The sequence below is a fragment of the Streptomyces sp. genome, assembly GCF_050698815.1.
GTDB lineage: Bacteria > Actinomycetota > Actinomycetes > Streptomycetales > Streptomycetaceae > Streptomyces.
In genome coordinates this window covers 1-11,516 of record NZ_JBOHCV010000362.1, presented here as the reverse complement: position 1 = coordinate 11,516, position 11,516 = coordinate 1, and the positions used below count along the sequence as shown (strand labels likewise).

Annotated in this window: 10 protein-coding genes and 1 pseudogene; 10 read left to right on the top strand and 1 reads right to left on the bottom strand. The window is 69.4% G+C overall.

Annotation, left to right across the window (positions count from 1 at the left end):
- Positions 1 to 68: 68 nt before the first annotated feature.
- The 10 genes from rapZ to ACRDP3_RS13210 all read left to right on the top strand — a co-directional run bounded on the left by rapZ (position 69) and on the right by ACRDP3_RS13210 (position 11,113).
- Positions 69 to 965 (top strand): RNase adapter RapZ, encoded by an 897-nt coding sequence (gene rapZ, locus ACRDP3_RS13255; RefSeq protein WP_431517110.1) that lies wholly within the window; start codon positions 69 to 71, stop codon positions 963 to 965.
- Positions 966 to 982: 17 nt separating this feature from the next.
- Positions 983 to 2,035, top strand: a complete 1,053-nt coding sequence (locus ACRDP3_RS13250) for a gluconeogenesis factor YvcK family protein (RefSeq protein WP_431517109.1) — start codon at positions 983 to 985, stop codon at positions 2,033 to 2,035.
- The gene (gene whiA, locus ACRDP3_RS13245; RefSeq protein WP_431517108.1) at positions 2,026 to 3,003 is read left to right on the top strand and encodes a DNA-binding protein WhiA; all 978 of its coding nucleotides are present in this window, start codon (positions 2,026 to 2,028) and stop codon (positions 3,001 to 3,003) included. The genes ACRDP3_RS13250 and whiA overlap by 10 nt, the downstream gene beginning before the upstream one ends.
- A gap of 172 nt (positions 3,004 to 3,175) precedes the next feature.
- Positions 3,176 to 4,180, top strand: coding sequence for a type I glyceraldehyde-3-phosphate dehydrogenase (gap, locus tag ACRDP3_RS13240; RefSeq protein ID WP_431517107.1), 1,005 nt, complete (start codon positions 3,176 to 3,178; stop codon positions 4,178 to 4,180).
- A 131-nt stretch (positions 4,181 to 4,311) separates the two neighbouring features.
- Positions 4,312 to 5,529: a phosphoglycerate kinase gene (locus tag ACRDP3_RS13235; RefSeq protein ID WP_431517106.1), complete on the top strand. Its 1,218-nt coding sequence runs from the start codon at positions 4,312 to 4,314 to the stop codon at positions 5,527 to 5,529.
- 97 nt (positions 5,530 to 5,626) lie between these two features.
- Positions 5,627 to 6,403: a triose-phosphate isomerase gene (tpiA, locus tag ACRDP3_RS13230; protein ID WP_431517105.1), complete on the top strand. Its 777-nt coding sequence runs from the start codon at positions 5,627 to 5,629 to the stop codon at positions 6,401 to 6,403.
- Between the two features lie 130 nt (positions 6,404 to 6,533).
- Positions 6,534 to 6,764, top strand: coding sequence for a preprotein translocase subunit SecG (secG, locus tag ACRDP3_RS13225; RefSeq protein WP_431517104.1), 231 nt, complete (start codon positions 6,534 to 6,536; stop codon positions 6,762 to 6,764).
- Positions 6,765 to 6,946: 182 nt separating this feature from the next.
- Positions 6,947 to 7,282: an RNA polymerase-binding protein RbpA gene (locus ACRDP3_RS13220; RefSeq protein ID WP_431517103.1), complete on the top strand. Its 336-nt coding sequence runs from the start codon at positions 6,947 to 6,949 to the stop codon at positions 7,280 to 7,282.
- A 199-nt stretch (positions 7,283 to 7,481) separates the two neighbouring features.
- Entirely contained in the window at positions 7,482 to 9,131 is a 1,650-nt protein-coding gene (pgi, locus tag ACRDP3_RS13215; protein ID WP_431517102.1) for a glucose-6-phosphate isomerase, read from the top strand.
- Between the two features lie 482 nt (positions 9,132 to 9,613).
- Positions 9,614 to 11,113 carry a Glu/Leu/Phe/Val dehydrogenase dimerization domain-containing protein gene (locus tag ACRDP3_RS13210; protein WP_431517101.1) on the top strand — a complete coding sequence of 500 codons (1,500 nt, stop codon included), beginning with the start codon at positions 9,614 to 9,616 and terminating at the stop codon, positions 11,111 to 11,113.
- Positions 11,114 to 11,196: 83 nt separating this feature from the next.
- On the opposite strand, the pseudogene ACRDP3_RS13205 reads toward ACRDP3_RS13210, so the two are convergent.
- Positions 11,197 to 11,516, bottom strand: a pseudogene (locus ACRDP3_RS13205) (hypothetical protein); the annotation flags it as partial.

Sequence of the window (11,516 nt, the reverse complement as noted above, 5' to 3'; positions counted from 1 at the left end):
TGAAGATGCATGAGACGCGACGACGGGGGACGGATGACATGAGCGGCGAGCCGGGAGACGGAGCACAGATGAGTACGGGCACCGTGACGGAGGCCGACGAGGCCGCGATCCCCGAGCTGGTGATCATCTCCGGGATGTCGGGCGCGGGCCGCAGCACCGCCGCCAAGTGCCTGGAGGACCTGGGCTGGTTCGTGGTCGACAACCTGCCGCCCGCGCTGATCCCCACGATGGTCGACCTCGGCGCCCGTTCGCAGGGCAACGTGGCCCGTATCGCCGTGGTGGTCGACGTCCGCGGGCGGCGCTTCTTCGACAACCTCAAGGAATCCCTGGCCGACCTGGCCGACAAGCAGGTCAAGCGGCGCATCGTCTATCTGGAGGCGAGCGACGAGGCGCTGGTGCGCCGCTTCGAGTCGGTGCGCCGCCCTCACCCGCTGCAGGGCGACGGCCGGATCGTCGACGGCATCGCGGCCGAACGGGACCTGCTGCGCGAGCTGCGCGGCGACGCCGACCTGGTCATCGACACCTCCGGTCTCAACGTGCACGAGCTGCGCGCCAAGCTCGACGCCCAGTTCGCGGGCGACGAGGAGCCCGAGCTGCGCGCCACGGTGATGTCGTTCGGGTACAAGTACGGGCTCCCGGTTGACGCCGATCTCGTCGCCGACTGCCGCTTCCTGCCGAACCCGCACTGGGTCCCCGAGCTGCGCCCGCACAACGGCACCAGCGAGGAGGTCTCCCACTACGTCTTCAACCAGCCCGGCGCCAAGGAGTTCCTGGACCGCTACGCCGAGCTGCTCCAGCTCATCGCGGCGGGCTACCGCAGGGAGGGCAAGCGCTATGTCACCATCGCGATCGGCTGTACGGGCGGGAAGCACCGCAGCGTCGCGGTGTCGGAGAAACTGGCCCGCCGGCTGTCCGACGCAGGGGTGGAGACGGTCGTGGTGCACCGGGACATGGGACGTGAATGAGGACGTGAGCAACGCGTATGCCGCGTAGGACCATCCGGCTGCGACGCCTGGTCAGCGCGCGCGTCCCGCACCGCGGCGCGCAGCCGAAGGTGGTGGCGCTCGGCGGCGGGGCGGGCCTGTCCGCCTCGCTGACCGCGCTGCGCCGCATCACCGGTGACCTCACCGCCGTGGTCACCGTCGCCGACGACGGCGGCTCCAGCGGGCGGCTCCGGGACGAGCTGGGCGTGCTGCCCCCCGGAGACCTGCGCAAGGCGCTCGCGGCGCTGTGCGGCGACGACGACTGGGGCCGCACCTGGGCGGAGGTCATCCAGCACCGTTTCGTCAGCCGCGGCGACCTGCACGATCACGCGGTGGGCAATCTGCTGATCGTCGCCCTCTGGGAGCAGCTGGGCGACCACGTACAGGCACTGGATCTGGTGGGCAAGCTGCTCGGCGCGCACGGCAGGGTGCTGCCGATGTCCGCCGTGCCGCTGGAGCTCCAGGCCCTCGTACGCGGTCACGATCCGGACCGTCCCGAGGAGCTGTCTACGGTGCGCGGGCAGGCCACCGTCGCGCTCACCAAGGGCGAGGTGCAGCAGGTGCACCTCGTGCCGCACGACCCGCCCGCCGTGGCCGAGGCGGTGACGGCGGTGCTCGACGCGGACTGGGTGGTGCTCGGCCCGGGCTCCTGGTTCTCCTCGGTGATCCCCCATCTGCTGGTCCCCGGACTGCTCGACGCGCTGACCGCCACCAAGGCCCGCAAGGTGCTCTCGCTCAACCTCACACCGCAGCCGGGCGAAACCGATGGGTTTTCTCCGCAGCGTCATTTGGAGGTTTTGGCCCGACACGCCCCTAAACTCGCCTTCGACGTGGTGCTGGCCGACGAAGGTGCCGTGCCTGATCAGGACTCTCTGCGCGAAGCCGCCGAGCGACTCGGGGCAACAGCACAGTTGTCGCCCGTCGCGGCGGTCGGGGGTGCCTCCCAGGGCGAGAGCCCTGGGGCGGGTTCCGCCCGGCACGACCCGGAGCTGCTGGCCGCTGCGTATGACCGTATTTTTCGGATGCACGGAAGGATCGGCCCATGGCGATGACGGCTGCGGTGAAGGACGAGATTTCTCGGCTCACCGTCACCCGGACCTGCTGCCGGAAGTCCGAGGTCTCGTCGATCCTGCGCTTCGCGGGCGGCCTGCACCTGGTGAGCGGGCGGATCGTGATCGAGGCGGAGCTGGACACGGGCATCGCTGCCCGGCGGCTGCGCAGGGACATTCTGGAGATCTTCGGACACTCCTCCGACCTGGTGGTGATGGCGCCCGGCGGGCTGCGTCGCGGCAGCCGCTACGTCGTACGGGTGGTCGCGGGCGGTGACCAGCTCGCCCGCCAGACGGGACTGGTCGACAGCCGGGGCCGCCCGATCCGCGGCCTGCCGCCGCAGGTGGTCTCGGGGGCCACCTGCGACGCCGAGGCCGCCTGGCGCGGCGCTTTCCTCGCGCACGGCTCGCTGACCGAGCCGGGGCGCAGCTCCTCGCTGGAGGTCACCTGCCCCGGGCCGGAAGCGGCGCTCGCGCTGGTGGGTGCGGCCCGGCGGCTGCAGATCGCCGCGAAGGCGCGCGAGGTGCGGGGCGTCGACCGCGTCGTCGTCCGGGACGGTGACGCCATCGGCGCGCTGTTGACCCGGCTCGGCGCCCACGAGTCCGTACTCGCGTGGGAGGAGCGGCGGATGCGCCGCGAGGTCCGCGCCACCGCCAACCGGCTCGCCAACTTCGACGACGCCAATCTGCGCCGTTCGGCGCGGGCGGCCGTCGCCGCGGGCGCGCGGGTGCAGCGGGCGCTGGAGATCCTCGCCGAGGAGGTGCCCGAGCACCTGGCCGCGGCCGGCCGGCTGCGGATGGACCACAAGCAGGCGTCGCTCGAGGAGCTGGGCGCGCTCGCCGACCCCCCGCTGACGAAGGACGCGGTCGCGGGCCGGATCAGGCGGCTGCTGGCGATGGCCGACAAGCGTGCGCAGGATCTCGGCCTTCCGGGCACCGAGACCAGTCTCACGGAGGAGATGGTCGGCTGAGCCGGGCCGGGCGGCGGGCGCCCCGCCCCCGCCGCCCGGGGGCGGGGGGGGGCCCGGCCAGGAAGCCGATGTCACCACTGACAGCCGAGCGCGGTAGGCTCGGAAACGGTCGGGGACATCCCATACAGCTTGCCGGTGTCCGTACCGGCGTACCAACGAGGAGATCGGTTTCGTGACGATCCGCGTAGGCATCAACGGCTTCGGCCGCATCGGCCGCAACTACTTCCGCGCTCTGCTGGAGCAGGGTGCGGACATCAAGATCGTCGGTGTCAACGACCTGACCGACAACGCGACCCTGGTGCACCTGCTGAAGTACGACAGCATCCTGGGCCGCCTCAAGCAGGAGGTCAGCCACACCGACGACACGATCACGGTGGGCGGTCAGACCTTCAAGACGATGGCGGAGCGTGACCCAGCCAAGCTGCCCTGGGGCGAGCTCGGCGCCGACATCGTCGTGGAGTCCACCGGCATCTTCACCAAGCGTGACGACGCGGCCAAGCACCTGGCCGCCGGTGCGAAGAAGGTCCTCATCTCGGCCCCGGCCAAGGACGAGGACATCACCATCGTGATGGGCGTCAACCAGGAGCAGTACGACGCCGACAAGCACCACGTCATCTCCAACGCCTCCTGCACCACCAACTGCGTGGCGCCCATGGCGAAGGTGATCGACGAGAGCTTCGGTCTGGTCAAGGGCATGATGACGACCGTCCACGCCTACACCAACGACCAGCAGATCCTGGACTTCCCGCACAAGGACCTGCGCCGCGCCCGCGCCGCCGCCGAGAACATCATCCCGACCTCGACCGGCGCCGCCAAGGCCACCGCCCTCGTGCTCCCGCAGCTCAAGGGCAAGCTGGACGGCATCGCCATGCGCGTCCCGGTCCCGACCGGCTCCGTCACCGACCTCGTCATCGAGGTGGACCGGGAGGTCACCCGGGACGAGATCAACGCTGCCTTCCAGAAGGCCGGCGAGGGCCAGCTCAAGGGCATCCTGGAGTACACCGAGGACCCGATCGTCTCCTCGGACATCGTCAACTGGCCCGCGTCCTGCACCTTCGACTCGTCGCTGACGATGGTCCAGGGCAAGCAGGCCAAGATCGTCGGCTGGTACGACAACGAGTGGGGCTACTCCAACAGGCTCGTCGATCTGACCAGCTTCGTCGGCGACAAGCTCTGACCGCTGCCTCACCGGCGGAGCGCCGACACATGGCAGACCGTGGCAGGGCTCGCAGGGCGCAACGACGCGTCCGGCGGGCCCTGTTCCATGAGGGTTCCATGAGGGTCTGAAGTCCAAGGAGTCCAGCAAGCATGAAGACGATCGACGAGCTCATCGACGAGGGTGTGGCCGGCAGGCGGGTCTTCGTCCGCGCCGATCTCAACGTTCCGCTCGAGGCAGGCGCCATCACCGACGACGGCCGTATCCGGGCCGCCGTCCCCACCATCCGCAAGCTGGCCGAGAGCGGCGCCCGCGTCGTCGTCGCCTCGCACCTGGGGCGTCCCAAGGGCGCCCCTGACCCGCAGTTCTCACTCGCGCCCGTCGCGCAGCGGCTCGGTGAACTGCTCGGCGCGGACGTCGCCTTCGCGGCCGGCCCGGCCGCCTCGGCCGGCACGAAGGCCACCGTGGACGCGACCGCCGACGGCCGTGTCACGCTGCTGGAGAACCTCCGCTTCCACCCCGCGGAGACCAGCAAGGACGCCGACGAGCGCGGTGCCTTCGCCGATGAGCTGGCCGGGCTGGCCGACCTCTACGTCGGTGACGGGTTCGGCGCCGTGCACCGCAAGCACGCCTCCGTCTACGACCTTCCGGCGCGGCTTCCGCACGCCGCGGGCGGTCTGATCGCCACCGAGGTCACCGTGCTGCGTAAGCTCACCGAGGACGTCAAGCGCCCGTACGCGGTCGTGCTCGGCGGCGCGAAGGTCTCCGACAAGCTGGCCGTCATCGAGCACCTGCTGGAGAAGGCCGACCGCATCCTGATCGGCGGCGGCATGGTCTTCACCTTCCTCAAGGCACAGGGGCACGAGATCGGTGCGTCGCTGGTGCAGGAGGACCAGGTCCCGGCGGTCAAGGGCTATCTGGACCGGGCCGAGGAGCTCGGTGTGGAGTTCGTGCTCCCCGTGGACGTGCTGGCGGCGGCGGGCTTCCCGGACCTGAAGACCAAGGCGCCGGCCGCGCCCAGCACCGTCGCCGCGGACGCGATCCCCGCGGACGTGATGGGCCTGGACATCGGCCCCCGGACCGGTGAGCTCTACGCCGCGAAGCTCGCCGACGCCGCGACCGTCTTCTGGAACGGCCCGATGGGCGTCTTCGAGCACCCCGACTACGCCGAGGGCACCAGAGCGGTGGCTCAGGGCCTGCTGGACGGCTCCGCCTTCACCGTCGTCGGCGGTGGCGACAGCGCCGCCGCCGTGCGGCTGCTCGGCTTCGACGAGAAGGCGTTCGGCCACATCTCGACCGGCGGCGGCGCGAGCCTCGAATACCTCGAGGGCAAGACGCTGCCCGGCCTCGCCGCGCTGGAGGACTCGTGAGTGAAGCCTGTGCCGCGGCCGGTCCGCGGTCAGCGATGATGCCCGCACGTCTGCGCCGCACGGGCGCCGGAGAAGCGAACAATGGAGGACGTCCGACGTGACCACCCGCACCCCGCTGATGGCGGGCAATTGGAAGATGAACCTCAACCACCTCGAGGCCATCGCCCACGTGCAGAAGCTCGCCTTCGCGCTGACGGACAAGGACCTTGAGGCCGTCGAGGTCGCGGTGCTGCCGCCCTTCACCGACCTGCGCTCCGTCCAGACCCTGGTGGACGGCGACAAGCTGAAGATCAAATACGGCGCCCAGGACATCTCCGCGCACGCCTCCGGCGCGTACACCGGCGAGGTCTCAGGACCGCTGCTGGCCAAGCTGCACTGCACGTACGTCGCCGTCGGCCACTCCGAGCGCCGCCAGTACCACGGCGAGGACGAACCGCTGGTCAACGCCAAGGTGAAGACGGCCTTCGCGCACGACCTGACGCCGATCCTGTGCGTCGGCGAAGAGCTGCCGGTGCGCGAGGCGGCCCAGCACGTCGCGCACACCCTCGCCCAGGTCGACGGCGCGCTGAAGGACCTGCCCGCCGAGCAGGCCGCCGCCATCGTGATCGCGTACGAGCCGGTGTGGGCCATCGGCACCGGCAAGACCTGCCGGGCCGAGGACGCCCAGGAAGTGTGCGGCGCCATCCGTGGCCGGCTCGTGGAGCTGTACGGGCGGGAGGTGGCCGACAAGGTCCGCATCCAGTACGGCGGATCGGTGAAGTCCGGCAACGTGGCCCAGATCATGGCGCAGCCCGACATCGACGGGGCCCTGGTGGGCGGGGCCTCGCTGGACATGGAAGAGTTCGTCAAGATCGTGCGCTTCCGCGACCAGTAGGCAGGCGCGGCACCACAGTCGCATGACGGCGGGCCACGACCCGTCGTACCCTGTCGGGGCCGGGCCTGGCGCCCGGTCCCGACAGATTCAGTTATCCGCACAGTCCGAGAAGGTTGGTCCAGCCGTGATCATGGGGTTCTCTATCGCCCTCCTCGTCTTCAGTGGCCTGGGGGTGCTGCTGGTTCTGATGCACAAGGGGAAGGGCGGCGGCCTCTCCGACATGTTCGGTGGTGGCATGCAGTCGTCCGTCGGCGGCTCCTCGGTCGCCGAGCGCAACCTGTCCCGGATCACCGTGGTGATCGGGCTGATCTGGTTCGCCATCATCGTGGTGCTCGGGGTGCTGATGAAGGTGACCACCTGACCCACAGCCCCCGCAGAAAGCTGCCGTAAGCCGCCGGACCCTGCTTATCATGAGGCTCGCGTCCGGAGCCGACGCAGTAACTCCGGTCACTGGACGCGCGTTGGGCCCTACGTACACTAGGGCGCCCGCAGCGGAGCTGGCTGTCGATGCTCCGGCGCACCGTGAGGCAGGGAGTTACGACCGTGGCAAGTGGCAACGCGATCCGGGGAAGCCGGGTCGGAGCGGGGCCGATGGGGGAGGCGGAGCGAGGCGAGTCAGCGCCGCGCCTGCGCATCTCCTTCTGGTGCTCCAACGGGCACGAGACCCAGCCCAGCTTCGCCAGCGACGCGCAGGTCCCGGACACCTGGGACTGCCCGCGCTGCGGCTTTCCGGCCGGGACGGATCAGGAGAACCCGCCGGACCCGCCCCGTACGGAGCCGTACAAGACCCACCTCGCCTACGTCCGCGAGCGGCGCAGCGACGAGGACGGTGAGGCGATCCTCGCCGAGGCGCTGGCCAAGCTCCGCGGCGAGATCTGATCACCCCTTCCCGGCGCCTCCCGGTCCCTGGTCTTCCGGCCTCCCGGTCTTCCCAGCCCTGCGGTTTCTCCGCGCCACACCCTTCGACAACGGCCCGGCCGCCACCACCCACACGGTGTGCGCGGCCGGGCCGTAGGTCGTTTAGGTTGGAGCCCGGCGGAATACGCACGCGAAGAACGAAGAACGGTGAAGATCGCAGATGAACGCAGAACGCCGCACCCGGCTCGATCAGTTGCCCGAGTGGCACGCGCTGGCCAAGCACCGTGACGAGTTCGGCGCCACCCAGCTGCGCACGCTCTTCGCGAACGACGTGCGGCGTGCGGAGCGGTACGGCCTGCGGGTGGGCGACCTTTACCTGGACTACTCCAAGCATCTGGTGACCGAGGAGACGATGCGGCTGCTGGGTGAACTGGCCGTCGCCGCCGGGGTCACCGAGCTGCGGGACGCGATGTTCCGCGGTGAGAAGATCAACGTGACCGAGGACCGCGCCGTCCTGCACACCGCGCTGCGCACGCCCGTCTCGGCCCACGTCACTCTCGACGGTGAGAACGTCGTGGCCAAGGTGCACGCGGTGTTGGCGAAGATGTCCCTCTTCGCCAACAAGGTGCGCGACGGCCACTGGACGGGGCACACCGGCAAGCGCATCAAGACGGTCGTCAACATCGGCATCGGCGGCTCCGACCTGGGCCCGAAGATGGCGTACGAGGCGCTGCGCCCGTACACGAAGCGGGACATGGACTTCCGCTTCGTCTCCAACGTGGACGGTGCCGACCTGCACGAGGCCGTGCGCGATCTGGACCCGGCCGAGACGCTGTTCATCGTCGCCTCGAAGACCTTCACCACCATCGAGACCATCACCAACGCGACCGCCGCCCGCAGCTGGCTGCTGGCGGGCCTGGGCGGCGCGCGAGAGGCGGTCGCCAAGCACTTCGTCGCGGTCTCCACGAACGCCGGGAAAGTCTCCGAGTTCGGCATCGACACGGAGAACATGTTCGAGTTCTGGGACTGGGTCGGCGGGCGCTACTCCTACGACTCGGCCATCGGGCTCTCCCTGATGGTCGCCCTCGGGCCCGAGGACTTCTGCGAGATGCTGGCGGGCTTCCACCTCGTCGACGAGCACTTCCGCACGGCGCCGCTGGAGACGAACGCACCGCTGCTGATGGGCATGCTGGGCATCTGGTACGGCAACTTCTTCCACGCCCAGTCGCACGCGGTGCTGCCCTACAGCCACTACCTCTCCCAGTTCACCGCCTATCTGCAGCAGCTGGACATGGAGTCCGACGGCAAGTCCACCGACCGGGAGGGCCGCCCGGTCAGCTGGCAGACCGGCCCGGTCGTATGGGGCACGCCCGGCACCAACGGGCAGCACGCCTACTACCAACTGCTGCACCAGGGCACCAAGATGATCCCGGCCGACCTCATCGGCTTCGCCCGGCCCGTGGCCGGGCTGGGAGAGCTGGCTGAGCAGCACGATCTGCTGATGGCCAACCTCTTCGCGCAGGGCCAGGCGCTGGCCTTCGGCAAGACGGCGGAGGAGGTACGGGCGGAGGGCGTCGCCGAGGCGCAGGTGCCGCACCGGACCTTCCACGGCAACCGTCCCACGACCACGATCCTCGCCGATGAGCTCTCGCCCTCCGTGCTGGGCCAGCTTGTCGCGCTCTACGAGCACAAGGTCTTCGTGCAGGGCGCCGTCTGGAACATCGACAGCTTCGACCAGTGGGGCGTCGAACTGGGGAAGGTCCTCGCCAAGCGCATCGAACCGGCTCTGACCGAGGGCGCCGACGTCGAGGGCCTCGACAGCTCGACGGCCGGCCTGGTGGCCCGCTACCGGGAGCTGCGGGGGCGCTGACCACCCCGCGTCCCGGCCGTGCTGGAGGGTCCTGCCGGCCGATGGCGACGACGAGAGCGCGCGTTCACCGCCCGCGGGGGCCCTCGTCGTGACGGCCGGGCGGGGCTGACTTTCCCTCAGCGTTTCCGTGATGGTTCGGCCGACCCGCGCTGAGCTGCGTTTTCTCCCGGTCGAATCGACCGTTCGGGTGGGTGGAAAACCGACTCGGGAACCAGCCCAAGAGACGTCTTGACAAGGGCAGAAGCGCGACCTCACAGTGGGCGCTACGCACAACGCAACGGGACGCGTTCTCTGCGTAATTTCCGAACGAACCTTATTGCGCGCCGTCTAAGGGCTCAGCACACGTGTGCCCTGCGGGCGCAATTCGACCTGCCCATACGGCCGCCGGTTGCACGCGAGCGCGCAGCCGGCTCGAATCAACGGAAGAATTCTGTGCAGTTCCTGAGGAGTAGCAGTGGCCGCTGCTCTCCCAGGTCAGGTCGGTGGAAGTCTCGCACGTGAGAGCAAATGGCCTATCAGTGACCGGAAAGGGTGAGTGCCGAGTGACGCAAATTGCTGTCGAGACGCCATTGCAGGTTCTTGAGCATGAGCCTTATCTGCAGGTCACGTGGCGCGACACCCAGACCTCCGCTCGTGGGTTCGTCGTGATCGATCAGCTGGTGACGGGTATCGCCACCGGGGGTCTGCGTATGCGGCCGGGGTGCACACTCGGTGAGGTGAGTGAACTCGCCCGGGAGATGACCCTGAAGATGGGCGCTTTCGGCATTCATGTCGGTGGCGCCAAGGGGGGTATCGACTTCGATTCCGCGGACCCACGAGCGGAAGAGGTGAGGGAGCGGTTCCTGCAAGCGGTTCGACCGCTGCTCGAACGCTTCTGGGTGACCGCGGGCGACCTCGGTACGCAGCAGGAGCAGCTCGACCGGGCTTTCGCACGGGTAGGCATCGACGAGACCTCCTTCCACGCGGCCGTGGTCCGTTCCCCCGCTGAGGCCGATGTGCGCGCACGTATCCGGCAGGCGTTCAGCACCCGAACGGAGGGCCTGAAGCTGTCCGAACTGGTGGGCGGCTTCGGCGTGGCGGAGGCCGCCTTGGCTGCCTTGGAGCACCGGCGCATCGCCGCCGCGACGGCCCGTGCGGTCGTACAGGGATTCGGTGCGATGGGTGGATCCACGGCGCTCTACCTCGCGCGCGCCGGGGTGAAGATCGTCGGGATCACGGACTCCCAGGGCCTCATCCTCAACACCTCGCGAGGCCTTGACGTCGACCTCCTGCTGTCCGCGCGAAGCCCGGGCGGTGTCATCGACCGCTCCGTGCTGCGCGACGACGACGTGGAGCGCCCCGGTGACTCCTGGCTGGACCAGGACGTCGACGTACTGGTGCCGGCTGCCGTCTCGTACTCGATCACCGCCGACAACTGCGACAGGATTCGCGGCACGCTCGTGGTGGAAGCGGCGAACGTGCCGACCACCGCCGAGGCCGAGCAGCGGCTGCTGGACCGAGGGGTCACGGTGGTTCCCGACTTCATCGCCAACACCGGCGCCGCCGCCGGAGCCTGGTGGGTCATCCTCGGCGAAGTGGTGAGTCCCGCCGGCGCCTGCAGCCGGCTGTCCTCACAGATCCGTCCGCTTGTCCGAGACCTGATGAGCCGGGCCGACGAAACCGTGACATCGATGCGGACCACGGCGGTGCGTTTCGCGAAGGAGAACTCGCAGCGCATGATCCGCGAATACGGCGGAGCGGTGGCGTTCCGTGACCTGTTCCCCGACACGTCACAGGAGGGGCAGCTCGCTGGCGGTGACAGGGAACCGGCAGCCGGGTTCCCGAGTGCGCCGGACATCACCGAAGCCGTCATCCATCCGAACGCCGCCTTCCCGGCTTCGGCTGATGTGCTCGATGCTCCCCTGGAGATCGACCGGCAGCCCGCCGGTGCCTTCCCGGCGTACTGGCCGGGACCGGCCGACTCCGCCTCCGGCCAGGCCTGAACCACCCCGCGACCTGTGGCCGTGCCCTGCAACCGGATCCCTCCGGTTGCTGGGCACGTCAGGCACGGTCGGTGACCGTCAGGTCAGCGGTATTCGGGTTGGGTCTGGACGTTGAGTTCGTCCAGCTCGACCTTCTTGGCGCTGTCGGTACGCGGATCGTCGATTCTCAGGACGTCCAGGCCCTTCCGCATGTCGTTGGAGTAGATGTGGCCGTTGTAGTAGTACGCGGACCACGTACCGCCGCCCACCAGGCTGTCCGCGGACAGCGGGCCGCGTTCGAAGTAGCCGATCTCCTTCGGGTTCGAGGAGTCGGTGAAGTCCCAGATGGACACGCCGCCCTGGTACCAGGCCTGGGCCATGATGTCGCGGCCCTTGGCGGGGATGAGTGAGCCGTTGTGGGCGA